Origin of the sequence: Mesorhizobium sp. M5C.F.Ca.ET.164.01.1.1 (genome assembly GCF_004792125.1) — a bacterium.
Lineage (GTDB): Bacteria > Pseudomonadota > Alphaproteobacteria > Rhizobiales > Rhizobiaceae > Mesorhizobium > Mesorhizobium wenxiniae.
Window position 1 is genome coordinate 171392 of the sequence record NZ_SRTG01000004.1, and the last position, 26298, is coordinate 197689.

The 26298-nt window shown below is 62.3% G+C and carries 19 protein-coding genes and 1 pseudogene; 12 read left to right on the plus strand and 8 right to left on the minus strand.

All coding sequences use genetic code 11. The features are described from left to right. Positions 1–13 precede the first annotated feature (13 nt). The 3 genes from EN807_RS23495 to EN807_RS23510 form a co-directional block, all read right to left on the minus strand. Complete coding sequence (locus EN807_RS23495) at positions 14–1204, minus strand: beta-ketoacyl-ACP synthase (protein WP_135936871.1); 1191 nt, start codon at positions 1202–1204, stop codon at positions 14–16. Between the two features lie 56 nt (positions 1205–1260). Further along, positions 1261–1542, minus strand: coding sequence for an acyl carrier protein (locus EN807_RS23500; RefSeq protein ID WP_006335407.1), 282 nt, complete (start codon positions 1540–1542; stop codon positions 1261–1263). A gap of 1131 nt (positions 1543–2673) precedes the next feature. Continuing rightward, on the minus strand, positions 2674–3222 hold the full coding sequence (locus tag EN807_RS23510; RefSeq protein ID WP_135936872.1) for a histidine phosphatase family protein: 549 nt from the start codon (positions 3220–3222) through the stop codon (positions 2674–2676). 168 nt (positions 3223–3390) lie between these two features. Between EN807_RS23510 and EN807_RS23515 the strand changes: the two genes are divergently transcribed. The 6 genes and pseudogenes from EN807_RS23515 to EN807_RS23540 form a co-directional block, all read left to right on the plus strand. Beyond that, positions 3391–4338 (plus strand): AEC family transporter, encoded by a 948-nt coding sequence (locus EN807_RS23515; protein WP_128204355.1) that lies wholly within the window; start codon positions 3391–3393, stop codon positions 4336–4338. Positions 4339–4541: 203 nt separating this feature from the next. After that, on the plus strand, positions 4542–5999 hold the full coding sequence (locus EN807_RS23520; RefSeq protein ID WP_135936873.1) for an NAD-dependent succinate-semialdehyde dehydrogenase: 1458 nt from the start codon (positions 4542–4544) through the stop codon (positions 5997–5999). Positions 6000–6080: 81 nt separating this feature from the next. After that, complete coding sequence (locus EN807_RS23525) at positions 6081–7112, plus strand: aldose epimerase family protein (RefSeq protein WP_135936874.1); 1032 nt, start codon at positions 6081–6083, stop codon at positions 7110–7112. Between the two features lie 481 nt (positions 7113–7593). Beyond that, positions 7594–8691 carry a branched-chain amino acid ABC transporter substrate-binding protein gene (locus EN807_RS23530; RefSeq protein ID WP_135936875.1) on the plus strand — a complete coding sequence of 366 codons (1098 nt, stop codon included), beginning with the start codon at positions 7594–7596 and terminating at the stop codon, positions 8689–8691. An 83-nt stretch (positions 8692–8774) separates the two neighbouring features. Continuing rightward, positions 8775–11243 carry an adenylate/guanylate cyclase domain-containing protein gene (locus EN807_RS23535; RefSeq protein ID WP_135936876.1) on the plus strand — a complete coding sequence of 823 codons (2469 nt, stop codon included), beginning with the start codon at positions 8775–8777 and terminating at the stop codon, positions 11241–11243. Positions 11244–11337: 94 nt separating this feature from the next. Beyond that, positions 11338–11966 (plus strand): annotated as a pseudogene (locus EN807_RS23540) (aldose epimerase family protein); the annotation flags it as partial. A 44-nt stretch (positions 11967–12010) separates the two neighbouring features. Here EN807_RS23540 and EN807_RS23545 read toward each other — a convergent pair. Continuing rightward, positions 12011–12766: an SDR family oxidoreductase gene (locus tag EN807_RS23545; protein ID WP_135936877.1), complete on the minus strand. Its 756-nt coding sequence runs from the start codon at positions 12764–12766 to the stop codon at positions 12011–12013. Between the two features lie 144 nt (positions 12767–12910). On the opposite strand from EN807_RS23545, the gene EN807_RS23550 reads away from it, so the two are divergent. After that, positions 12911–13801 (plus strand): AraC family transcriptional regulator, encoded by an 891-nt coding sequence (locus EN807_RS23550; protein WP_135936878.1) that lies wholly within the window; start codon positions 12911–12913, stop codon positions 13799–13801. Positions 13802–14084: 283 nt separating this feature from the next. Continuing rightward, the gene (locus tag EN807_RS23555; protein ID WP_135936975.1) at positions 14085–14873 is read left to right on the plus strand and encodes a thioredoxin family protein; all 789 of its coding nucleotides are present in this window, start codon (positions 14085–14087) and stop codon (positions 14871–14873) included. Positions 14874–14994: 121 nt separating this feature from the next. Here EN807_RS23555 and EN807_RS23560 read toward each other — a convergent pair whose 3' ends face one another. After that, a complete protein-coding gene (locus EN807_RS23560) occupies positions 14995–17016 on the minus strand; it encodes an EAL domain-containing protein (protein ID WP_135936976.1) in 2022 nt (673 codons plus the stop codon). 286 nt (positions 17017–17302) lie between these two features. On the opposite strand from EN807_RS23560, the gene EN807_RS23565 reads away from it, so the two are divergent. After that, the gene (locus EN807_RS23565; RefSeq protein WP_135936879.1) at positions 17303–18337 is read left to right on the plus strand and encodes a class I SAM-dependent methyltransferase; all 1035 of its coding nucleotides are present in this window, start codon (positions 17303–17305) and stop codon (positions 18335–18337) included. Positions 18338–18513: 176 nt separating this feature from the next. Here the strand turns inward: EN807_RS23565 and EN807_RS23570 are convergent, their stop codons facing one another. Beyond that, the gene (locus EN807_RS23570) at positions 18514–19434 is read right to left on the minus strand and encodes a sugar kinase (protein WP_135936880.1); all 921 of its coding nucleotides are present in this window, start codon (positions 19432–19434) and stop codon (positions 18514–18516) included. Positions 19435–19643: 209 nt separating this feature from the next. On the opposite strand from EN807_RS23570, the gene EN807_RS23575 reads away from it, so the two are divergent. Then, positions 19644–20093, plus strand: a complete 450-nt coding sequence (locus EN807_RS23575; RefSeq protein WP_135936881.1) for a FixH family protein — start codon at positions 19644–19646, stop codon at positions 20091–20093. Between the two features lie 13 nt (positions 20094–20106). Further along, on the plus strand, positions 20107–21309 hold the full coding sequence (locus EN807_RS23580) for a cytochrome c peroxidase (RefSeq protein ID WP_135936882.1): 1203 nt from the start codon (positions 20107–20109) through the stop codon (positions 21307–21309). Between the two features lie 249 nt (positions 21310–21558). On the opposite strand, the gene EN807_RS23585 is transcribed toward EN807_RS23580, so the two are convergent. Both EN807_RS23585 and EN807_RS23590 read right to left on the minus strand, forming a co-directional pair. Continuing rightward, entirely contained in the window at positions 21559–21846 is a 288-nt protein-coding gene (locus EN807_RS23585; protein ID WP_135936883.1) for a GIY-YIG nuclease family protein, read from the minus strand. A gap of 202 nt (positions 21847–22048) precedes the next feature. Then, positions 22049–22501 (minus strand): Lrp/AsnC ligand binding domain-containing protein, encoded by a 453-nt coding sequence (locus EN807_RS23590; RefSeq protein WP_029353359.1) that lies wholly within the window; start codon positions 22499–22501, stop codon positions 22049–22051. Between the two features lie 162 nt (positions 22502–22663). On the opposite strand from EN807_RS23590, the gene putA reads away from it, so the two are divergent. After that, entirely contained in the window at positions 22664–26275 is a 3612-nt protein-coding gene (gene putA / locus EN807_RS23595) for a bifunctional proline dehydrogenase/L-glutamate gamma-semialdehyde dehydrogenase PutA (protein WP_135936884.1), read from the plus strand. Positions 26276–26298 lie beyond the last annotated feature (23 nt).

Here is a 26298-nt window from a genome sequence, read left to right on the forward strand (position 1 = left end):
TTGTCCCGGACCTTTAATCGGCGGCGTTGACCAACGCCAAGCCCTCGAATTGGTGATAGCCGACCGCCGTTGCAAGGACGGTCCTGGGAATGCCGTTGAACGGCTTCTCGGTAGCGGGGTCAAAAGCCGGGTACGCGGCCTTGCGTTCGACAGCCAGTGCCGCCAGCGCCACGGCGAAGGGAAACTGTGCTTCCTTCATGTGGCCGGTCAGCGTCGAAAAGCCGCGTGCGGCAATCGCCGGATTGGCGTCGAGCGCCGATTTCTCGGCAGCAGTAGCGGTATGGGCACCCGAAGCGCCCGAAATCGTCAGCAACTCGCCGTTCGGCAATGCCGCCTGCCTGAGCAGCGCGGCAATCTCGGCATCGAGTTCGCCCTGCCGGCGTTTTGCGCGTCCGGATATGACCGGGCCGAGTTCGGCATAGATCTTTCGCCCGCGGCTGATCGCATGTTCGCGCTGTTCCAGGACGAGAAACGCGCCGCCTGATCCGGTCACCACGCCACCGCCTTCCAGGCCTTGTCTCTGCCAGACCGGCCTCCAGGGGCCGCGATGCAGATAGCCGGCCAGTTCATAGCCAAGCAGCATGTCGGAATGCTCGGTCTGGAAGGCGCCGCCGACCAGTATATGCGTCGACTGGCCGGAGCGGATGCGCGCGGCGGCCGTCTCGACGGCGGCGACGCCGGCACCTTCCTCGCCCATGAAGGTGCGCGACGAGCCGGTCACCTTGTGGACGATCGAGATGTTGCCGGCGAGCAGGTTGGAAAGCTGCGCCAGAAACAGAGTCGGCCGCAATTCGGTGGTCAGCTTCTCGTTGAGCAGCACGTCGCGGTCGTTGCGGCTTTCCGAGGCGGCGAGAATTTCGGCGTCGACCGTTTCGTCGCGCTCGCCGCCGCCGGCAGCCACCACCATGTCCATGGTCGTGCAGAGTTCGTCATTGCCCTTAATGCCGGCGTCGTCCAGCGCCATGCCGGCGGCGTAGGTGCCGAGCCTTTGCCAGGTTTCCATCTGCCGCTGGTCGCCGCGCTTGGCGATCTGCAGGTTCCAGTCGATCTCCGTCAGCGGGTGAACGGTGTAGGGCGAGAAGCGCGATGCTTCGAGCACGGGTTCCAGGCCGGGCTGGGCGAGTTTGCGCCAATGCGCATCCGGACCTTCGCCCAGCGAAGAGACAAGGCCGATGCCTGATATGACGACGTGGTGGGGGCTCATGGGCGGCTGTTGTGGGTCAGGCTTGAAGACGCATCAAGATCGCGGGCTGAACCATTTCAGGCGTTCTTGGCCGCGACCAGAGCGTCGATCTTGGCGCACAGGTTCTTCATGACGAAGTAATCGTCGGTCGAGGCCTTGCCGTCATTGACCTCTTGCGTCCACTTTTCCAGCGGCACCTTGATGCCGAATTCCTTGTCGATGGCAAAGACGATGTCGAGGAAGTCGAGGCTGTCGATGCCGAGATCGTCGATAGTGTGGCTTTCAGGGGTGATCGTGTCGATATCGATCTCACTGGTGTCGGCGATGATCTTGGCGACTTTGTCGAACGTGGTGGACAAGGGCTTTTCCTTCGGTTGCGGGCGGAATCTGTCCGCATGTGTTTGGGCGCTGTCTAATCGGTTTTTCCGGGCAGGAAAAGGGCCTGATACGCCGGGCGCAGATGGGGTGGCTGTTCTGCCAAGGCAATAGGGTCGCGGGAACCTCCCGGCGATCTGCCGCAACTATCCCATCTCTGGTCATTGCGTGAAGGTGCTCAGGGCCTTGGCCGAACATCGCGACATGAGCCTGGGTGACGTCATCGAGGGCATCGTGCTTTCGAAGGCCAGACGCCGTTTTCCCCGGCGACCCTGGAATACGGTCGGCCAATTGAAGCGCGTCTACGGGCTGGAGCTTGGCGCAGCGGACAGCCAAGGTCTGGCGGAAACTTGCGGGGAGGGGACGACGAACCACCTTGAGCGCAGCCACAGCATCGTGCTTTCGGGGCCGGATGCTTTCCGGTGTAGCGAACGCGAACGTCCGTTCAGGGCAGCGAGCGGCGCGATTTGCCACAGCTACGCACCTTGCCGATGTCGATTCCGGCCACGACGCGCAGTATCATTAACGTGGGAGAAGTAGAGAGACATTGACACGAGGTGCGAAAAAGCAACGCCAATACAGCTGATTAGTTACGACGTAGGTACTCTCGCAGATATGGTATTGGCCGTCCGGGGATTCCTGTACACGGTCCCGTGGGATGATGAAATTATGCGGCAAGTAAGTGTAACCACCGTCTATCCTGGACCGCACCGAAGACCGTGGTATGGCGCGGCAATCAGAACCACCGCAACACTTGAATTTCGTCTGTGGGTCAACCTTGTCCTCGTACCAATCGTGGGCGCTAGCGGCTGTCGCTGTGGCGATACACATTGCCGTGAAAATTAATGTTCGCATGGCATTCCTCAAGTATTTGGCAGCCGCTGCTCGTTCGAGCGTCTATGTATATTAGCGTTCCATTAAAAATACCATTGGCCCCCGACTGACTAACGCAGCTCCAGCAAGCGACGCTCCCAACTGAAAGACCGCAACGGGTCACGGCTTCCCCTTCAACTTTCTCCGAACAATGGCAAGAAGGGTCGGAACCGGTATTCCGCTTAGGGTACCAGCGCTAGATTTTCACCACTAGCGAACGCTTCAACCGTCTCCAGCGCAGATTAGAAGGTGACGCGGCCGAGCACGCGCAGGCCGTCGCCTTGCAGCTCGACGATCACGGCTTCGCCTTCGCGCGGCGAGATGCCGGTGAGGGCCATGATATTCTCCAGATGGGTTACCATGACCAGATTATCGGAGCCGGAATAACCGCGGATCTCGGTCAGGACCGCCTCGAGCTGAGCGGCTTTCTCGCTCGCGTCGGTCTTCAGCAGGTCAAGCGGCGCGAAGGGTTCGGGCTCTGCTCGGAATGCGATGCGAGCGGTGTCGAGGCAGCGGCAATAGCGGCTGGACAGCACACGCTCGACCGGTGCCGCCCGGGCGCCGAACAGCGCGCCGATCTTACGCGCCTGCTGCTTGCCGCGCGTCGAGAGATTGACCTGGGTCGCGCATTTCTCGATGTCGAAATTCGCCGGATCGGTGGTGCCGGTGACCATGGCATTACGAAGCAGCACCACATGTCCGCCATCGCGCAACAACGCCCAACCGGCTTCAGTCGCATGGGCCGCGGCGGGAATGACAAGGAGAAACAGCGCCAAGGCAGATCGAAACATCAGACGTCCTTTTCCGGTAACCGGCAGTGGGTTCCGGTGATCGGCATATAGGGACGGCAAACTCAGTTGAAAGACAAGGCATGACCAAGCCCTGGTTGTTTGCGAAACAGATCGCTTCGTAAGGCGGGGTGATTGCGCTGCAATCCCGGCTCGCCTATCAGGAGAAAAATGTCTCCACTCATCGAAACCGTCCTTTTTGTCTTCGGCCTTGTCGCGCTCGGCTATCTGGCCGGGCTCACCGGCTATCTGAAGGCCGAGGCGGGCGAGGCCATCGCCGAATTCGCCGTCGGGGTGGCGATGCCGCTGCTTCTGTTCCGCACCATGGTCAATGCCGATTTCCATGGTGCCGCGCCCTGGTCGTTCTGGGGAGCCTATTTCACGGCTGCCGCAGTCACCTGGGCTGCAGGCCATCTGGTGATCACGCGGGTGTTCGGGCGCGACGCGCGTGCGGGGGTCGTCGGCGGCGTGTCGTCGGCTTTTTCCAATCTCGTCCTGCTCGGTATCCCGTTCGTCCTCGGCACATTCGGGCCGAGTGGATTCGAAGTGCTGTCGCTGCTGATTTCCGTGCATCTGCCGACGATGATCATGGCGTCGATCATCCTGTTTGAAATTTTTGGCCGCGGTGACGAGCACGTGCATCCGCTGCGCATCATCCGGCGCTTCCTTTACAAGATGCTTTCCAATCCGCTGATCGTCGGCATCCTGGCTGGATGGGTATGGCGTATCACCGGCCTGCCATTGCCGGGGCTGGCCGTCCGGCTGGTCGACGCATTGGCCAACATCGCCGGACCGGTCGCGCTGTTTGCCATGGGGCTTGGCCTGTGCCGTTTCGGCATCTCCGGCAACGTGCGGCCGGCGCTGGCGCTGTCGGCGCTGAAGCTGTTGCTGATGCCGGCCGTTGCACTCGGCCTGGTCTGGCTGTTCGGGCTGCCGCCCCTGTCAGCGAAGGTCGCGGTCGTGGCCGCCGCGCTGCCATCCGGGGTCAATTCCTACCTGATTGCGACGCAGTTCAACACCGGCCAGGCATTGGCATCGAACCAGATGACCATCGCCACCGCCTGCGCAGTCGTCACCACGGCGTTCTGGCTGACGGTCGTCGTCCACGTGTTTGGATAGCAACGTGTCTGGATAGCAATTTGGGCGCAAGTTGGCCTCGCCTTGCGCTGGCCCAAACCCTATATGCCATCTTGCGATTGATTGCGGGGCTTGCCCTAGGTAAAGAGCAGTGGCTCCAGGCGTGTCGGCATCGATGCCATTGCGCACGCCCATCGAAGAAATCCAGATACCGGCCCGTCAGCGCGCCGAACGGAGGCTAGACCATGCTTCAGAAAACCAGCCATTTCATGCGCCAGGCCAATCTCATCAATGGCGAGTGGGTGCAGGCCGACAGCGGCCAAACGGTCGACGTCAACAATCCGGCCACCGGCCTCAAGATCGGCACTGTGCCGAAGTCGGGCAGGGTCGAGACGCGCCGCGCCATCGAAGCCGCCGACGCCGCTTTCAAGACATGGCGCAAGACCACTGCGCTCGAGCGTTCGAAGCTGTTGCGCAAGCTGCATGACGCGATGATGGACAATCAGGATGTGCTGGCCGAACTGCTGACCATCGAGCAGGGCAAGTCGCTGTTCGAATCGAAGGGCGAGATCGGTTCGGCCGCGTCCTACATCCTGTGGTTCGCCGAAGAAGGCCGCCGCACCTATGGCGATGTCGTGCCGTCGCCCTGGGCGGACCGCCGCATTTTGGTGACCAAGGAGCCGGTCGGCGTCATCGCCGCCATCACGCCGTGGAATTTCCCGTCCTCGATGCTGGCCCGCAAGCTCGGCCCGGCGCTTGCCGCCGGCTGCACCGCGGTGGTCAAACCGGCCTCGCAGACGCCTTATTCCGGCCTCGCCTGGGGCGCGCTCGCCGAGGAAGTCGGCTTCCCCAAAGGCGTCATCAACATCCTGACCGGCGCCGCCGGCGAGATCGGCGACGAGATCTGCGCCAACCCGCTGGTCAAGAAGATCACCTTCACCGGCTCGACCGAGGTCGGCAAGATCCTGATCCAGAAGTCGTCCGTCACCGTCAAAAAGGTCTCGATGGAGCTCGGCGGCAACGCGCCGTTCCTCGTCTTCGACGACGCCGACATCGAACGTGCCGTCGCCGGCGCGATCACCGCCAAGTACCGCAATTCCGGCCAGACCTGCGTCTGCACCAACCGCTTCCTGGTTCAGGCCGGCGTCTATGACAAGTTCGTCGAAGAGCTCGCCGCTGCCAGCAACGAGCTGAAGGTCGGTTCCGGCCTCGAAGATGGCGTGCAGCAGGGGCCGCTGATCGACGAGAAGGCAGTCGAGAAGGTCGAGGAACTAATCGCCGACGCCACCGCCAAGGGCGGCAAGGTCGTCGCCGGCGGCAAGCGACATGCGCTCGGCGGTTCGTTCTTCCAGCCGACGGTGATCGCCGACGCGACGCCGAAGATGCGCTTCATGAAGGAAGAGATTTTTGGCCCGGTCGCGCCAGTGTTCAAGTTTGAAACCGAAGAGGAAGCCGTGGCGCTTGCCAACGACACCGAATTCGGCCTCGCCTGCTATTTCTACACCGGCGATCTCGGCCGCGCCTTCCGGGTCATGGAAGGGCTGAAATACGGCATGGTCGGCGTCAATGAAGGCCTCATCACCACGCCTGAGGCGCCGTTCGGCGGCGTCAAGGAATCGGGCCTCGGCAAGGAAGGCGGACATCAGGGCATCGAGGATTATCTCGACACCAAATATGTCTGCATCGGCGGCCTCGGCCTCTGATTTGGCAGGGCCTGTTGACCGTCAACAGACCCAAGCCGGCCCGAGGGGCCAGGCGGGGATCGACCAACTGGCGTTTCGGGCATGGCGATGAAGGACGGCGAGGTCTTCGGCACGACGCAAGCGGGCGAGGCCGTCCGCCGCTTCACCATCCGCGGCGGCGGCCTCACCGCCAACATCGTCGGGCTGGGCGCCATCGTCCAGGATCTGCGCCTGGCCGGGCACGATGCGCCGCTGGTGCTCGGCTATGACAGTTTCGAGCCCTACGAGACGGACACGGCCTTCTTTGGAACCGTCGTCGGACGCTATGCCAACCGCATCCGCGACGGCCGCTTCACCATCGCGGGCCAGCGCTACCAGACCGAGCGCAACTTCCTCGACAAGCACACGCTGCATGGCGGCTCGCAAGGTTTTTCGCACCGGCCATGGGAGGTTTCGCTGCATGGCAGGGATTTTGTCACGCTGACACTGCATGATCCCGACGGCACGATGGGCTTTCCCGGGGCGCTCGAAGTGACCTGCACCTACAGGTTGAAAATCCCCGGCACGCTCAGCGTCGAGATGACCGCCACCTGCGAGGAGCCGACGCTATGCAACCTCACCCAGCATTCCTATTTCAACCTGGATGACGGCGGCGCCGGCGATATTCTCGACCACCGGCTGATGCTGAACGCCGGCGCCTATCTTCCGGTCGATGGCGACCTGATCCCGACCGGCGTCGTGAAGCCGGTCGATGGCACGCCGTTCGATTTCCGCCAGGCGCGGCCGCTGCGCATGGAGAGCGAGGGCAAGCAGCTCCCCTACGACCAGAATTTCTGCCTTGCCGCGACGCGTGGGCCGCTCAAGCTGGCATCATGGGCGCAAGGCGCAAATTCCGGCGTCGAGATGGAGCTCTGGACCACCGAGCCGGGCGTTCAGCTCTATACCGGCCAGTATCTGGCGCCGCCGTCGCCGGGGCTCGAAGGACGTCGTTACAAGGCTTTTTCGGGCTTTTGCCTGGAGCCGCAGGTCTGGCCGGACGCGCCGAACCGGCCGTATTTCCCACAGGCCACGCTATGGCCAGGCCAGATCTACCACCATGTGACGGAATACCGGTTCCGACTGCCTGGCGCCTGACACGGAAGTCGGGTGGTACCGATTCTTGCTGCGCTACCTCCGGTTCGGACAGGATCGTGCGCAAGTTCAAAGGCCGTCGTTTGCGTTCCGATTGGACGCGCGACGCTCTCGGATCGGAACCCAATCACTGTCAGCGATCGAGTTCGGACCGTTCTCGAACATTTGAAGCCGATGGCCGGGACGAGGCAAGTTGAACCGAAAGCGACCTTCGTAGGTCGGGCCGGAACGTCTGCAAAAGGGATAATCCAATTTGTAGCACGCGATGGCAACAACCACTTAGCACCCAATTTTGTTGAGAACCTCGGCAAGCGCGAGCGCTTTAGCCATCAACTAACCCGCGCAGGGATATGGCAAATCCAGGTAGAAGCCTAATCAACGACGAGACGAGTGCGCTGTATGACCAGCCAAGATATCTACGCTCGCGGAAAGGACTGTCGGCGTTGACGGGATTGGCGTAAACTACTCGCTTGGGGTGTCATCCATGCACCGTATCATCACAGTGGCTTTTGTGGCGCTCGCGGTCGCGCTTAACTGTCCTGCGCAGGCGGAGGTGCTGATCGGGGTCGCAGGCCCGATGACCGGAAAGCTTGAGTGGACTGGCACGCAATTGAAGCGCGGCGCAGAGGTAGCTGTGGCCGACATCAATGCAGCGGGCGGCGTTCTAGGCCAACAGGTGCGGCTCATCACGGTCGACGACTTCTGCGATCCCGAGCAAGCAGTGGCTGCTGCCCAAAAGCTGGTGGCTGACGGTGTAGTGTTCGTCGTCGGGCACTACTGCTCTGGAGCCTCGATCCCAGCTTCGAAGGTGTACGAGACGGCGGGAATTCTGCAGATTTCGCCATCCTCGACCAATCCGATGTTGACCGAGCAAGGTCGCGCCAACGTTTTCCGCGTCTGCAGTCGCGACGATGCGCAGGGCTTCGAGGCCGGCAACTACTTGGCCGATCATTGGAGCGACAAGAAGATCGCGATCCTTCACGACAACACGACCTATGGGAAGGGTCTCGCCGATGAGACAAGAAAGCAGTTGAACAAGCGGGGCGTGACCGAGACAATCTATGATGGCTACGCTCCCGGGAAAGACGACTACTCGGCCGAGATCAGTAGGCTACAGGGGGCGGATATCGCCGTGCTTTATATGGGAGGGTATCATACCGAGGCTGCGCTTATGGTTCGTGCGGCGCGCGACCGGGGCTACTCGCTTCAGCTGATCTCGGGTGACGATACGGCGACCGAGGCGTTTGGGCTCATTGCCGGCCCTGCCGCCGAGGGCACGCTCTTCACCTTTGTCCCCGACCCACGTCGAAATGCCGAAGCGGCGCAAGTCGTCGAACGATTCCGTGCCGAGAACTTCGAACCAGATTCCTGGACGCTGCATAGTTACGGTGCCGCCCAGACTTGGGCGCAGGCGGTCGAGAAGGCAGGCTCACTAGAACTCCAAGCCGTGATTGCGTCGCTGCGGAGCAATCAATTTGATACTGTGCTGGGCCGTATGGACTTTGATGACAAGGGCGACCTCACTGTTCAGAGTTGGGTATGGTATGTTTGGAAGGGCGGCGAATACGTGCCGTTGGAGTAACGGACCACCGAGCTGGCGGATCGCATTGAGCCAATCTGTGCAGATCTTATTGGCCGCGCCAGCTGAATCAACGCGTCGCCGCGATGCTTAAGCGTCTCGGCATACGCGGCCGCCTGTTGCTCGCTTTTTTTGGTATCAGCACCTTCGCGGTGCTCGCGACAGTAGCCGCTCTTTATGCCTTTCTCGAGGTGGGGGAGGTTGTCGACCGCATCACCAAGGACCGAGTGCCGTCGGCGCTCGCATCCCTCCAGCTGTCGCGGCAGGCCGAGCGGGTCGCCGCCACTGCGCCCGCCGTACTTGCTTCGACCAGCAAGGCTCAGCACTACGAGGTGTCGGCTGCGATCGCGGCCGAGATGACGCGCCTAGAGGAACTGCTTGCCGCTCTCAAAGGCGCCAAGCCTGGCACGGCGGTGGTGGCTGAGATCGAGGCTGCGGTGCTTGGTCTGCGCCGCAATCTCAATGCCCTCGATGACCTTGTCGCCGCCCGCCTCTCCGTGGTGGCGCACAAAGAGGAACTATTACGCCGCCTGTCGGCTACGACAAATGCAAGCCAGCGCCTTGTGGCGCCCGGTATGCTCGTGATGAATTCCAAACTCCAGCAATGGCGGGCGGTCACAGCCGGCACGTCGCTTGCGTCGGATCGAGGCACGGAGGCGACGGCCGACCTGGTTCAAGCGATCGCGGCCTACATCCCGCAGCAGAAGGCGCAGCAGGAGATCTCGGCGGTCAATGACGCGCTGGTCAACACGGCGGACGCGCCTACGCCAGGCGATCTGGCGTTGATCATGTTTCCGCTGCGCCGGTCGTTCGCCGTTCTAGATACGATTTCCAACGAGATCGACGAGAGGCTGCGAACCCGTTTCCAGCAGCGGGTCAACGAGTTCAAGGCATTGATCGACGGTGGAAACAGCATCCCGAAGACGCGGCAGGACGAGTTCGCCGTCCTTGCGCAGGGCGAAAAGCTTCTGGCCGAAAACCATCAGCTGTCGCGCAGTCTTACCGCTGCCGTCGATCGCCTGGTCGCCGCGGCAGACCGCGCGATCGCGGCGTCCGGTCTCGAAGCCGCGGTCGTCCAGCGCTACGGGACCGGAGTTGTTCTTGGCTCCGCCGTTCTCAGCCTCTTGAGTTCCGTTCTGTTTGTGTGGCTCTATGTCGATCGTAGCCTCCTCGCGCGGCTGGGAGGGTTGAGCCAAAGCATGCTCGCGATCGCCGGCGGCGATCTTCGTGCGCCATTGCCTGCCGCGGGCCACGACGAAATCGGCCGCATGGCCGAGGCGCTCAGGCTCTTCCGGGATACCGCAGTCGAGGTGGAGGAGAAGAACCTGCGCGAGGTCGCCGAAGCGCGTCAGCGGCTCATTGATGCCATCGAAAGCATCTCCGAGGGATTCGCTCTCTACGACGCGGAGGACCGGCTCGCCCTTAGCAATAGCCGCTACCGCGAACTGCTCTACAGCGACCTTGCGATCGAACTGACGCCCGGCACGGCCTTCGAGTACATCATTCGCCGATCCGCTGAGCGCGGCTATATCAGGGATGCTGAGGGAAGGTTAGAGGAATGGGTCGCCGAGCGCCTCTCCCGGCACCGCAACCCTGGCGAACCATGGCTGCAGCGGCGAGGCGACGGGCGATGGATTATGATTAGCGAGCGGCGGATCACCGGCGGCGGCACAGTCGCGGTCTACTCGGACATCACCGAGCTGAAGCAACGGGAGGAGAACCTCGCCGAGAAATCCGCAGCTCTCGAGGCGCTTTCCAGCAAGCTGGCGAAGTACCTGGCGCCGCAGGTCTACAACTCGATATTCACTGGCCGTCAGGACGTCAGGATCGCCAGCCAGCGGAAGAAGCTGACGATATGCTTCTCGGATATCGCCGGCTTTACCGAGACCACTGACAAAATGGAGTCCGAAGTTCTCACCCAGCTCCTCAATCACTATCTGACGGAAATGTCGAAAATTGCTTCGGATCACGGCGCGACGATCGACAAGTATGTCGGCGACGCGATCCTGATGTTTTTCGGCGATCCGGAGACTCGCGGCGTCAAGGAGGACGCGTTCGCCTGCGTGCAGATGGCTCTCGCCATGCAGAAGCGGATGAACGAACTTGCCGAAATCTGGCGCGACATTGGAATTGAAACACCGCTGCGCTGCCGCATCGGCATCCACACCGACTACTGCACTGTCGGCAACTTCGGCAGCGAGGACCGGATGGATTACACGATAATCGGCGGCGCTGTGAATCTCGCCTCACGTCTCGAGCAGGAGGCGCAGCCAGGGACCGTGCTCATTTCTTATGAGACGTTTGCGCAAGTGAAGGACATGATCGACTGCGACGAACTGGGGCACATCCACGTCAAGGGGATCGCCTATCCGGTCGCCACCTATCGCGTCATCGATCTGAAGGCCAATCTTGTCGCTGCCCATCGCTCCGTTCGAACCGAACTGCCGCATCTCAGACTAGAAGCTGAGCCCGAGCTGATGTCTGCTGACGAGCGTGACCAAGCCGCCACTGCGCTTCGAGACGTGCTCGATCAACTTTGTCACAAGCCTAGGTAGTAGGGCCCGTACCTGAATTCTCCAGCGCTCACCTCGTCGACCAGCCCACAGCCAGGTATGCCTGTCGGCCACGTGTTCTTTGGGATCGAGACACGACGGCACGATGGGCTTTCCCGGGGCGCTCGACGTGACCTGCACCTACAGGCTGAAAATCCCCGGCACGCTCAGCGTCGAGATGACCGCCACCTGCGAGGAGCCGACGCTATGCAACCTCACCCAGCATTTTATTTCAACCTGGATGACGGCGGCGCCGGCGATATCCTCGACCACCGGCTGATGCTGAACGCCGGCGCCTATCTTCCGGTCGATGGCGACCTTATCCCGACCGGCGTCGTGAAGCCGGTCGATGGCACGCCGTTCGATTTCCGCCAGGCGCGGCCGCTGCGCATGGAGAGCGAGGGCAAGCAGGTCGCCTACGACCAGAATTTCTGCCTTGCCTCGATGCGTGGGCCGCTCAAGCTGGCATCATGGGCGCAAGGCGCAAATTCCGGCGTCGAGATGGAGCTCTGGACCACCGAGCCGGGCGTTCAGCTCTATACCGGCCAGTATCTGGCGCCGCCTTCGCCGGGGCTCGAAGGACGTCGTTACAAGGCTTTTTCGGGCTTCTGCCTGGAGCCGCAGGTCTGGCCGGATGCGCCGAACCGGCCGTATTTCCCGCAGGCCACGCTATGGCCGGGCCAGATCTACCATCATGTGACGGAATACCGGTTCCGATTGCCTTAACTCGGACCCGGTATCAGTTTTTCAACGATGCCGTACCTGCTTCGTTAGATGGCCTGGCCGCCGGACACTTCGATCCGCTGGGCATTCACCCAGCGATTATCCTCGGATAACAAGCTGGCGATCATCGGCCCGATATCGTCCGGCATGCCGACGCGGCCGAGCGCGATCATATCCGCGAACACCTTTTTGAGGTCGGGCATGTCACGGACAGCGCCGCCAAGGAAATCGGTTTCGATCGCGCCCGGCGCCACCGTGTTGACCGCGATTCCGCGGGCGCCTAACTCCTTCGCCATGTAAACGCTGAGCACCTCGACCGCGCCCTTCACCGCGGAGTAGGCGGCAAAGCCCGGGTAGGACATCCTGGTGAGGCCCGAGGAGAGGTTTACGATACGTCCGCCGTCCGCGATCAGCGGCAGCAGCTTCTGGGTGAGGAAGAACACGCCCTTGAAGTGGACATTGACCAGCCGGTCAAACTGCGCCTCTGTCGTCTCTGCCATCATTGCCATGTCGCCATGGCCGGCATTGTTCACCAGATGATCGAACGTCTCGCGCTGCCAGGTCTCGCGCAACGCCGCCTGCAGGCGCTCAGTGAAGGAAGCGAAGGTGGCGACGTCGCCGGTGTCAAGTTGCAGGGCGACCGCCCTGCGACCGGTTGCCTGAATCTCCGCGACAACGGCCCGAGCGTCCTCGCTCCGGCTATGGTAGGTGAGGGCAACGTCACCGCCGCGGCGTGCGATGTTGAGTGCGGTGTTGCGCCCGAGCCCGCGGCTGGCGCCAGTGACGAGGGTGATCTTGGTCATGGCCTGCTCCTTTGTTTGCACCACTGCTGTGGCCACGCCGATATCGGCCCGGTGGGCAGGCTTTTGTTGCCGGAAGCTCGGCCGTTTTTGCCTAATCCTCCAAAATGCTTTGCGTGTCGGGCAGCAAAGGAATAGCTTCCGTCCATGACCGCGCTCCTCAATGCCGTGCGCCGCTATGCAGACACCAATGCCGACCCAGACGGCATGGCGCACACCCCGATACCGGGTCTCAACACGGTGCGGGCGACGGCGCCCAGCGATCTGGTCTACGACATCTCCCGACCGCTTGCCTGTCTGGTGGTCCAGGGGAGCAAGCACGTCACAATGGGTACTCAAGGCTTCGCCTTCTCAGGCGGAGATTCGCTGCTGATCACCGCGGACGTGCCGACGGTGAGCCAGATCACCCGTGCCAGCATCGCTGCCCCCTACTACTCGCTTGTTCTGGAACTCGACCCGGCGGTCATCGCGGAGCTGAGTGTGCAAATGGGCACCCAGCATATGGCCGATCACGCGCCCGTGCGGGTTGACCCGACTGACGCTGAGGTCGCCGACGCGGCCCTGCGTTTGATGCGGCTGCTAGATCGCCCGGCATCGGTCCCGGTGCTGCAGGCCCAGCTTGTGCGCGAGATGCACTATTGGTTGCTGGCCGGACGGCACGGGTCGGCGATCCGACGTCTGGGGTGGCCAGACGGTCACGTGCAGCGAGTGGCGCGCGCGGTCGCAGTGCTTCGGGCAGAGTTCGCGCGGCCTTTAACGGTCGAGCGCCTGGCGGCTGTGGCCGGGATGAGTACGTCGTCATTCCACCAGCACTTTCGCGCAGTAACCTCGCTCTCTCCCCTGCAATTCCGGAAACAGTTGCGCCTGATTGAGGCGAGGCGGCTGATGCTGTCGGAGGGAAAGACTGCGAGCAGCGCGGCGTTCGCGGTCGGCTACGAAAGCGTGTCGCAGTTCACCCGGGAATACGGTCGTCTGTTCGGCCGGACGCCTGTTCGGGATGCCAAAGTAGCGAGAGGCAGAACCTTAGCCGCCGCTTGAGGCGCCGATACCCCCGGAGGCGCAAACCAGCCAAGAAAGCGCGAGCGGAGGAGCAACGTCGGGCAACGCACGCGATTCAAAACGCCAAAGGATCACGCGCTTCGGCGCACCCGCCGCGGCTGTAACCAACGGCTCCCTCGGAATAGCGCCACACTTGTTACTCCCACTCTTCGCTTTCCGGTGCCAAACTATCTCACGCCCAACAACGAGCGATGAGCAGCGAATGGAACCGCGCTTCAGCCGTGAGGCGCGGGAATTCGCCCAAATCAGGAGGTATCAAAGCATGACTTCATCAGCCGAGAGCGGACGGAAAAGCGGACAGCCTGTCATGCGCACACCACCGGTGGTGTCGCCTGAGGCGTGGGAGTCGGCCCGCGAGCAGCTGCTCGTGAAGGAAAAGGCCCAGACCCGCGCCCGTGACGCACTGGCCGCCGAGCGCCGGCGGATGCCGTGGATGGCGGTGGAGAAGACGTATGCGTTCGAGGGACCTGACGGAAAGGCCAGCCTGCTCGACCTGTTCGACGGCCGGCGTCAGCTGATCGTCTACCGCGCCTTCTTCGAGCCGGGAGTGTTCGGCTGGCCCGACCATGCCTGCCGCGGCTGCTCTCTGGTGGCCGACCAGGTCGCCCACGTCGCCCACCTGAATGCCCGTGACACCACGCTCGTCTTCGTCTCGCGGGCGCCGCAGGCGGACATCGCGCGGCTGAAGGCGCGGATGGGCTGGGAGATGCCGTGGTTCACCATCACAGACAGCTTCGACACCGACTTCGGCGTGGACGAATGGCACGGCCACAACGTGTTCATCCGCGAGGGCGAACGCGTGTTCCGCACCTACTTCATCGACAACCGCGGTGACGAGCAGATGGGCGGCACCTGGAACTACCTCGACATCACCCCGCTGGGCCGGCAGGAGGTCTGGGAGGATTCGCCCGAGGGCTATCCTCAGACCCCGGCCTACAAATGGTGGAACTGGCACGACAGCTACGCCGCGGATCCAGCAGCCGACAAGAAGTGGGCCGAGGTGTCAGACGCCGGCGAGAAGGCGTTCCGGGAAGCGAACACGAAGCCATGAGCCAGGCCTGGTCCGGTGGGTCCGACAGGCGGCGACGGTCGGTCGGCTAAGACAAAGCCGCTGGACTATTGCTGAGGGAAGCGGCGACGGCTTGCAGGAGCGCAGGTCGCTCCGCCGCCATTCATGCGGACTTGACCACCGAAAATGGGCGTTTGTAGGTGACCGGTCTCGTCCGGAAACTAGCGGCGGGAGCAGGACGGCCGACGTGAAACCCTTGGATTTTATCTATGTCAAATTCGCGTACGAGGGCCATCTGCTCGTCGGTTTCGACCCCTTCGAGCAGGATTTTATGACCGCGATTTCGGACCAGGGCAATAATGTCTTGCAGCATCGCCTTGCCCCTCGGGGTGCCGCAGTCGTGTAGAAACGAGCGGTCGATCTTCACCGTATCGAAATCGATCAGACGAAGCCATGAGAGGCCGGCGAAGCCCGTCCCGAAGTCATCGAGCCATATCCTGATCCCTAGCAGTTTCAGGTCGCTGATGCAGCGGAGAACGTCGGAGTGCATCTCCATCTCCAGCCCTTCGGTGATTTCGAGGGCCAGTCTGCTGCCGGCTACGCCAGTCTCGCTCAAAATGGCCGCAACAGAGGTTGCGAAGCCGGGCGTCTTGAGCTGAATCGGAGAAACGTTGACGCTGACGACACGGACGTGATCGTCCGCCAGAAGCTCAGTGCACACTGTCCTTATTGCCCAGCGCCCAAGCGCCAGGACCGCGCCAGTTCGTTCCGCGACGGGAATGAACAGGCTCGGTGGAACCGATGTACCGTCCAGCATTTTGAGGCGCATCAGAGCCTCGACGGCTTCAACTCGGCCGGACGTGACATTCTGGATAGGCTGATAGACGAGTGAAACGAGATCCTGGCCGATCGCGATCTTCAGCAAAGCCGCAATATTCTCGCTCTCGTCACTGCTCTGGGGATCGTTTGGATCGAACAGCCAGGTACAATTTCGACCGCCTGCTTTTGCCAGATAGAGTGCGCGATCAGCCTCATGGATGATTTTTTCCAGCTTGGCGCCAATCTGCGGCCTGGTGAATGCAGCGCCAACGCTCACCGTCACAACCGAGATACCGTCTCTGCGCTGCTCGTGGGGAAGCGCGAGGTTCTCCACCGTGCTTCGAATGGCTTCGGCAATATCTGCGATCTGTTCTCTTTTCTCCATGCGAGCCAGGACAATGAATTCCTCACCGCCGTAGCGGCCGATTGAGCCATTGTGCTGCTTAATCATTTCGGCAAGGGCATTGGCGACGAGAATCAGGCAGCGGTCGCCTTCTTGATGTCCGTAATAGTCATTGAACCTTTTGAAAAAGTCCACGTCGATTAGGATCGCCACAAAACTGCTGCCAGACCTTTGCCAGTCGCTCCAGTAGTCCCTCAGCTTCTCGTCAATCGCCCGCCGATTCTCCAGACCCGTAAGCGGATCGGTTCTCGACAGATTCAACAGCGCCTGTCCGCGCTCGGTGGCTTCCTTGTGCTGGATTTTGGCTTCGAGGGCATTCAGGAAGACGTTGTAGCGCTCCTCGTTCAGCTTCCAATTAACGTAAGACGTAAATGTGAAGCATGAAATGTAAAAAGTTCCAAATACCATTTTGTACATTAATGTGGAAGGTACAAAGTAGTTTACGGCATACAGTATCACTAAAATTATTGCAGACGTTACAATAGACAGGCTGAACTTAAACGTGAAGAAGAGATTGGCGCTCATCATGAAGATGGTGCCGAACACCATGTAATAAGAGACGCTTTCCTTGTCTGCACCCATGACCGCTGGGCCCAGCCAGCCAACATAGCCAAAGATGATGGCTCCGGCGCAAGTGACGTCAATCCATTCCGTTCCGACGCCTCGGCGAAGTTGTGCCTCCAAGATCAGGAGTGCAGTCACTCCGACCGCGAAGCGTGCCATGATCGTATAGAGTGCCACATCCGGAATCAGCAGCAGATCAGTTGCCGAAAACAGCAGATAGATGACAACGGCGATCCAAAGCCCTGGCCTGGCGTCCATTCTTCGCTTCGCTTGGCCTTCCTCTCGGTAGAGGTTGCGGAGCTCGTCGGACCGCGGCTCGTAGCGCGGTTCGAACGGTTCCGCATGGGCTATATCGGCCAATGCGGATGACGCGCATTCGTTCGTCACCACAAACCCCATCTGAACGGGACTTTGTATTCCGAACTCATTTCTAGCTTCTGCCCCCAATGCCGGCCGACTCCTCAGGCGCGACAGCGATTGCGGCGCCTCGCAAACAATATGCGTCGCGCAAATAGGTTTTCGTTAACTCGTATCCGGAATCCCACCCGCAAGGCGTCCAAAGAACCAGCATGGTTGGCGGGAAATTAACGACACCGCTAAAATGCCGGGGATGTGGCTTGGCAAAGGTAAAATTTTACGCAATATCTAACTATTATCTAGCTAATTGTAACTATGGGGTTATGTGGTGGCAACCATCCTTGATGGCAAAAGTCTGATTACTGCCGAGATGATCGCCGCCAGTCTCCCTCGAGGAAAGCTCGAGCCTCATAGCGAAGCGTTCGAAACTGCTCGCGTAGAGCTTGCGCTCATTCTCCACACGACACACCAGCAAATCGAGCAACGAAAGGATCCCGCGGAGATCATTCATCGTCTGATGTCGTACCTCGAAGCAACCCGTTCCAAGGTTCATCCAGACGTTTGGCAAGCATTGATACCGGTGGTGCAGAACCACCCGATCCTGGAGTACTTTCTTGAGGATCCGCTCACGCGGTGGTCCCATGACAAGCCCAGAGGTTATTCTGGCGACGCGCAGTTGCTCGACTATATCTATTGTGATCCGCACGTGGCCGAGAGCGTGGCAAACGCCTCGGAAATCGGCAAGGCGCTCTATAGCCATACCAAGGATGTACCGTCGTGCATCGCGGCACGGGAACGACGCGATCTTTTAACCCGATATGTCGATGAGATTGCGACCAAGAATGGACCGGAGGCCGAGGTCCTGGCGATTGCGGCCGGCCATTTAAGGGAGGCCAATCGTTCGACCGCCTTACAGGAGGGCCGTCTCAAGCGCTGGGTTGCGCTCGATCAGGATCCTCAGAGCGTTGGATTGATCACGCGCGACTTCCAGGGCACCGCGGTAGAGGCCATCGACGGTTCGGTACGAACCATGCTCACGCGGGGCCACAAGCTTGGCAAGTTCGACTTCATCTACGCCTCTGGCCTTTACGACTACCTTGCGCACAACGTCGCCGTGAAGCTGACGAAAACCTGCCTGCAGATGTTGAAGCCGAACGGGACATTCCTCTTCGCGAATTACGCAGAGGGCAACCCTGACGCCGGCTACCGGGAGACGTTCATGAACTGGGTGTTGCTGCTGCGGTCGGAGGCCGACATGTGGAACATCATCAATGCCAGCGTCGACCGCAACACCGTCGAGGCGCAGGTGTTCTTTGGCGAGAACCGCAACGTCCTGTACGGCGTCATCGAAAAGCGCGGATAGCGACCGCCTTGGGCTGCAAGCTTGCCGGCCGTTGGCGGCGGCCAGTCTGATTGCGGTTTGACCCTAAAGCAAAGCGTGTTGCGCTTGATCGGCCTCACGCGACACGCTTTACTTTAGGTTGCTGTTATATGCATGTCCTCATCGCAAAACCGCTGCGCACTTTTGCGCGACATGCATTAATCTTCGAACGCTGCCCTTAACGTCTCGAATGGCGCCAGCGCGCCGCGCACCTGCACGACGGCCGCGGCGACGCGGTGCGCGCGCAGCATGGCCTCAGTCGGAGCGTGCCCGGCGAGCCGGGCGGCGAGATAGGCGCCATTGAAAGAATCGCCAGCGCCGGTCGTGTCGACGGGGGCGGCGACATGCACGGCCGGAACGGGTTGCAGGGTTCTGTTTGCGGCGATCAGCGCCGGCTCCTCGCCGTTCTTGACGACGACTTCGCCGACCAGCTTTCGCAGCCGTTCCGCGGTTGCTTGCGGCGCCGCGTCGCCGAACAGCATCTGCTCGTCGGGAAAGGTCGGTAGCGCTAGGTCGGTGACTGCGAACGCATCGAGGATCGCGGCCTGCGCTTCCTCGCGCTGGCGCCACAACCGCGGCCGGTAGTTGGGGTCGAAGGCGACAAGCGAGCCGGTGGCGCGTGCCTTGGCCACCGCTGCCAGCAATGTCTTGCGCGCGGCGCCATCCAGAATTGCCAAAGTGATTCCGGAAAAATAAACAAGGGCCTGATTTTCAAGGCTTTTTGCCAAAGCAGAGGGGTCGGAGGCAAGCTGCCTTGCAGCCGCATCGCCGCGCCAGTAGGTGAAGGAGCGTTCGGCTCCGGTCAGCGTGATCGCATAGAGGCCGGGCCGGGCGCCTGATATGATCGGGCTGGCGCCGACGCCGATGCCGTTTTGCGCGAAGAAACCGATCTGGTCGCGCGAGAACGGGTCGTCGCCGAAGGCCGACACATAGGTCGCTGGCCGATCGCCGCTCAGCGCATGCAGCGCCCACAGCGTATTGAATGTGTCGCCGGCAAAACCCATGCGCCAGTTCGGCCCCGCCTGGCCTGAAAGTTCGAGCATGCATTCACCGATCGAGGCGACGCCGTTTCCTGTCATGAATCTCTCTCCTGGTGCATGTCGCCCAAAACCTTGCGCAGCGGTTTTGGGATAACGACATGCACAAAACCAAGACCCGGTGCTGTAGCTTTTTGCGAGCGGCAGCGCCATGCTTGGGCATGGCGGATTTTGCGCCAACGGCGTTTTCTCACGCGGAAGGCGGGACGCAATCTGCCCAGCGAGACGTTATCTCCGGAAGAGGCAACGGTTTGGCATCGTTATGGCGTTATGTTCTGGCAGGTCTTGGTCTGGCTGCCTTGCTGGCCGGCATTCTCGCTGCCGTCTATCTGACCGCGCCGCAAGCGCCTCAGCTTGCGAGCTCCGAAGTCGCCCGCTCGAAGAAGACGACGAACGGGCTGTTTGTGGCCAGTTTCGAGCCGGAGCGGGGTGTCATCAGGCAAGGCGAGCTCCAATCCTGGCTGCTGATCCTGAAGACAGGTGCGGGAACCTCGGTAGAGGGCGCTGCGATCACGATTTCCGGGGGCATGCCGCGGCACAGGCACGGTCTGCCGACCAGCCCGCAGGCGACCGACTATCTGGGCGACGGCTGCTATCGCATCGATGGGGTGAAATTCACGATGAGCGGATTGTGGCAATTGCATTTCGCCATTTCCGCGGCGGCCGGATCCGATACGGTGGTCTTCAATGTGTTGCTCTGAGCGCTGGAGCAAGATGAACCGCTTTTCGCGTCTTTTCGCGCTGCTGGCGATGGGCGTGCTTGCCGGCTGCGGCAAGCCGGAGTTTTCCGATGCCGAAAAGAAGACCATCGCCTCACTGGCGCTGTCGGCGCTACCGCCGCCGAAAACCGACACCACCAACCGCTTCGCCGACGTGCCGGCCGCCGCCGCCCTCGGCGCGACGCTGTTTTTCGACGTCGGGATGAGCGGCGACGGCAAGGTTTCCTGCTCGACCTGCCACAAGATCGACCGGCAATTCCAGGACGACCTGCCGCAAGCGGTCGGCGTCGGCCGCACCAACCGGCGCACCATGCCGCTGGCCGGCGTCGTGCATGATCCATTCTTCTTCTGGGACGGGCGGCGCGACAGCCTTTGGGCGCAGGCGCTGGCGCCGCTGGAGAATCCGCTGGAGCAGGCCGGCAATCGCGCCGCCTACGCGCATTATATCAAGGCGCGATTCGGCGAGCGCTATGAGCGCATCTTCGGGCCGCTGCCCGACCTTTCGACTGTGCCGGCCAATGCCAGCCCGCTCGGCAGCGATGCCGAGAAGGCGGCGTGGAGCACGATGACCGAAGCGCAGGCCGACGGCGTCAATCGCGTCTTCGCCAATATCGGCAAGGCGATCGCCGCCTTCGAGCGGTCGATCGCGCCGCCGCAGACGCGCTTCGACCGGTTCGCTGCCGCCCTGGCTACCGGTATACAGTTGCCGCAAGGCGACGATGCTTTTTCGCCCGAGGAAATCCTCGGGCTAAAGCTGTTCATCGGCAAGGCCAATTGCGTGACGTGCCACACCGGGCCGCGTTTCACCGACGGCAGCTTTCACAACACCGGCGTGCCGCCGGTTGCAAATCTGCCTGCGGATCGCGGCCGCATAGATGCGGTGGCGCAGGTCGAGGCTGACCCGTTCAACTGTTTCGGCGCGTTTCGCGATGGCGACGCCAGCGCCTGCGGCGAGCTGCGCTTCATGGTCAAGGCCGGACCGGAACTCGCCCGCGCCTACAAGACGCCGTCGCTGCGCGGTGCCGCCACCCGTCCGCCCTACATGCATGCCGGGCAGTTCTCGTCGCTCGACGAAGTGGTGGCGCATTATTCGACGGCGCCGGCGAGTGTCGAGGGCATATCCGAGATCCATCCGCTGCAGCTTTCGGACCGCGAGCGCGCCGCGCTGGTGGCGTTTTTGAAGACATTGGCGGAGTGAGGCCGGGTTTGTTTGCGACATGTCTCTATGAGAAGACGTTGCGAAGCGAGATCGTGAGGACGCGGCCAAGGTTTTGGAGGAGAAATTTGCGACAATTACGCTTAGTGGCAAATCGCAAACTTCGAGATTAGCCGAAACACCCCTCCCTTCGTCATCCCAGGGCGGAGCAAGGAGCGGAGCGACGCGGCGCAGACCCTGTGATCCATGCCGCTACCTCGCGACAGTGCTCCTGCGGACCAGAACCGAACGCTACCACCCCGTTCCGGGAAGGAGCTCGAACCAATCCGGATTGGTCTTCTCGATCAGGTCGATCTTCCACTGGCGCGGCCAGCGCTTCAGCGACTTCTCGCGCTGGATGGCGTCACGAATGTCGAAATGTTCTTCGTACCAGACCAGACGCTGCACGCCGTAGCGGCTGGTGAAGCGCGAGCCTTGGCCGGATTTGTGCTCTGGCATGCGACGGCCGAGATCGTTGGTGACACCGATGTAGATCGTGCCACGCTTCTGGCTCACGGTCATGTAGGCATAGCCGGTCATGGTTGAAGGGTAGCCCGCACCGTTGCGGATGCAAGCGCCGTTCTGAGCCGCTGCATTCTTCGGCTGATGTCACGGCATGGATCCCAGGGTCTGCGCGACGTCGCTTCGCTCCTGCTCCGCCCTGGGATGACGAACACGTGGGGATTTGGCTAATCGCAGAGGTTGGGATCGGCAGCTGGAGGTCGGTCTCTACGCAGAGGCACTACCGATCCTTGACCGTCTCCATCGCCACAAAGGTCGAAGTCTGGGCGACGTGGGGCAGGGCGGAGATGCGCTCGCCGAGCACGCGGCGATAGGTGGCGATGTCGGTGGTGCGGACTTTCAGGAGGTAATCGAAGCTCGACGCCATCATGTGGCATTGCTCGATCTCCGGCACCGCCTGCACGGCGCGGTTGAAGGCGTCGAGCGCGGCCGAGCGGGTGTCGGACAACTTCACCTGGACGAAGGCGACATGGCCTTCGCCCATGCGCTCACGGTCGATGATCGCCTGGTAGCCGCGGATGATGCCGTCCTTCTCCAGCCGCTTGACCCGCGCCTGCACCGGCGTCTTCGACAGGCCGACCTTGGCCGCGAGTTCCGACATGGAAAGCCGGCCATTGCTGCCCAGCGCCGACAGGATGTTCCTGTCGATGCGGTCTAATTGGTCTTCTGTCATCGAATTTGTGGTCAAATTGGAGAAAATCAGGCCACACGATAATCCAATCGGCCTCTCCTGTCGATTTCTTTGGACCGATCGAAACCAAGCTTTGTGTTAGCTTGCGCCATTCGGTCCGATGACCGCCGGACCGCTCCCTGATGCTTGCTCTATAGGACCGTCATGCCAGCGCTCGATGCCATCCGCCAGCAGATCCGTGCCAATTACTTGCCCGATGAAGACGAGGCCGTGAAGTGGCTGGCCGAGGCGACAGGGCTTTCGACGAAAGAGCGGAAGGCAATTTCGGCCCGCGCCGCCGACCTGGTGCGGGCGGTGCGCGGCTCGTCCGATCCGCGGCTGATGGAAGTCTTTCTGTCCGCTTACGGCCTTTCCACCAAGGAGGGCGTCGCGCTGATGTGCCTGGCCGAAGCGCTGCTGCGGGTGCCCGACACCGAAACGATGGACGACCTCATCGCCGACAAGATCGCGCCGCACGACTGGTCAGCGCATTCAGGGGGCTCGAGCTCGATCTTCGTCAATGCGTCGACCTGGGCGCTGATGCTGACCGGCCGGGTGCTCGACGAGGGCGAGGGCGGCATCGAAGGCACGCTGCGCGCCATGGTGCGCCGGCTGGGCGAGCCGGTCATCCGCAAGGCGGTCGCCGCCGCCATGCGCGAAATGGGCGAGCAGTTCGTGCTCGGCCGCACGATTGCCGAGGCCGTCAAGCGCGGCCGGCCGATGACCCAGAAAGGCTATCTCTATTCCTTCGATATGCTGGGCGAAGCGGCTCGCACCGAGGCGGACGCGTTGCGCTATCTCAAGGCCTATGCCGAGGCCATCTCCTCGCTCGATGCCGGCGCCAATGGTCCCGACATCCGCCAGAACCACGGCATCTCGGTCAAGCTCTCGGCGCTGCACCCGCGCTATGAAGTGTCGCAAAAGGAAAAGATGCTGCCTGTGATGGCCGAGCGGCTTTTGTCGCTGGCGCTGGCGGCGCGCCATTCGCGCATGGGCCTCAACATCGACGCCGAGGAGGCCGACCGCCTCGACCTGTCGCTCGAAATCATCGAGCGGGTGCTGGCCGAGCCGGAGCTTGCCGGCTGGAACGGTTTTGGCGTCGTCGTCCAGGCCTATGGTCCGCGCGCCGCCTTCGTCATCGATTGGCTCTATGCGCTGGCGAAGAAGTACGACCGCACCATCATGGTGCGGCTGGTCAAGGGCGCCTATTGGGACACCGAGATCAAGCGGGCGCAGACGCTCGGGCTCGACGGATATCCGGTCTTCACCCGCAAGGCCAACACCGACGTGTCCTACCTCGCCTGCGCGAAAAAGCTTCTATCGATGACCGACCGCATCTATCCGCAATTCGCCACCCACAACGCCCACACCGTCGCCGCCATCCTGTCGATGGCTGGGGATCGTGACTCATTCGAGTTCCAGCGCCTGCACGGCATGGGCGAGGCGTTACATGAGACGGTGCGGCGGGCCGAGGATACGCGCTGCCGCATCTATGCGCCGGTCGGCGCGCATTCCGACCTGCTTGCCTATCTGGTCCGCCGGCTGCTCGAAAACGGCGCCAACTCCTCCTTCGTCCACCAGCTCACCGACGAGGAGGTCGAGCCGGAGGATATCGCTCGCGACCCACTCGAAACCGTCGAGAAACAGGGTCCGGCCACTAATCCGGCGATCCCCAGACCGTTGGCGATCTTCGGTGCTGGGCGCCGCAATTCGAAGGGGTTCGACATCACCGATCCGGTGACGCTGGCCGCGATCGACAAGGCGAAGGCCGAGTTTGCCGGGCCGGACCGCTGGCACGCCAAGCCGATCACCCGGGCCGCCGGCTACGGCAAGCAGCGTCCGGTGGTCAATCCGGCAAAGCCGGACGAAGTGGTCGGCACGGTCAGCGAGGCCACCGCCAAGCAGGTCGCGACCGCCGTGCGCATCGCGGTGGAGGCGCAGCCGGCATGGGCAAGGCGCGCCGTCGCCGCGCGCGCCGCCATCCTCAACCGCGCCGCCGATCTCTATGAGGCCAATGCCGTCGAATTCTTCGCGCTCGCCGCCCGCGAGGCCGGCAAATCACTGGCCGACGGCGTCGCCGAAGTGCGCGAGGCGGTCGATTTCCTGCGCTATTACGCAACCGAGGCGGCCAATGCCGAACCTGGAACCGAGGCGCGCGGCGTGATCGCGTGTATCTCGCCATGGAATTTTCCGCTCGCCATCTTCACCGGCCAGATTGCGGCAGCTCTCGTTACCGGCAATTCGGTCATCGCCAAGCCGGCCGAGCAGACGCCGCTGATCGCCTTCCGCGCCGTCGAATTGCTGCGCGAAGCCGGGGTGCCGGAAGACGTCATCCAGCTTCTGCCCGGCGATGGCCCCTCGGTCGGCGGCCCACTGACCGCCGATCCGCGCATTGCCGGCGTCTGCTTCACCGGCTCGACCGAGGTCGCCAAGCTGATCGAAAAGCAGTTGGCCGAGACCGCCGCGCCCGACGCGATGCTGATCGCCGAGACTGGCGGGTTGAATGCCATGATCGTTGATTCCACCGCGCTTCCCGAACAAGCAGTACGCGACATCCTTGCCTCTGCCTTCCAGAGTGCCGGCCAGCGCTGCTCGGCGCTGCGCGTGCTCTATGTGCAGAAGGACGTCGAGAAGAAGATGCTGGAGATGCTGAAGGGCGCGATGGAAGCGCTCAGCCTCGGCGATCCCTGGCGGATTTCGACCGATGTCGGCCCGGTCATCGACGAGGAGGCACAAAAATCGATCCGCGACTATTGCACTGACATGGGCCTGCAGGGCCGGCTGATCGCCAAGCTCGAAGCGCCGAAGGATGGCCGCTTCGTCGCGCCGCATGTCTTTCGGGTCAAGGGCATCGAGGACATCGAGCGCGAGGTGTTCGGACCGGTGCTGCACGTCGCCACTTTCGACGCCGACGATATCGACGGGGTCATCGCCGCGATCAACCGCAAGGGTTATGGCCTGACCTTCGGCCTGCATACCCGCATCGAAGACCGCGCCCAGCATTTCGTCGACGGCATCCATGCCGGCAACATCTATGTCAACCGCAACCAGATCGGCGCCGTGGTCGGCTCGCAGCCGTTCGGCGGCGAAGGGCTTTCCGGCACCGGGCCGAAGGCCGGCGGACCGCACTATCTCAGGCGGTTCCGCAAGGGGCCGGAGGCGGGCACGCCTATTCTTGACGGCCGCAAGGTGACGGCGACCGAACTCGCCGACAATCTGCCAGACCCGACGCTGGGCGGCTGGTCGACGCGGGCGGACCGCATTGCGGTGCTGAGGAAACATTTGCGCGGCAAAGGTGCGGCGGCCATCGGTGCCGCCGCCGGCATCGATTTCGGCCAGGTCGATTTGCCCGGCCCGACCGGCGAGGCGAACACGCTGTCGCTGTCGCCGCGCGGCCGCGTGCTCTGCCTCGGACCGGATGCCGACACGCTGCTTGCCCAGACCATCCAGGCGCTGGCGGCCGGCAATGCGGTGCTGGCCGTCGCGCCCGATGCGCCGGCGGCACTGTCGTCACTGACCGGCAAGGGCCTGCCGCTGGCGGCAATCGACGGCCGGCCCGACCCGGTCGAGGCACGCGCGCTGCGTGTCGACCTCGTCGCCTTTTCCGGCACGCCCGAGGCCGCGCGCATCGTGCGCAAGGTGATCGCCGACCGCGCCGGCCCGATCGTGCCGCTGGTCAGCGAAGTGCTCAACCCGGCGGCCTATGCGCATGAGCGCGCCGTCTGCGTCGACACTACGGCTGCTGGTGGCAATGCCAGCCTGCTGGCCGCGGCTTAAGGCGGCTGCTTCTATCTGTTAGG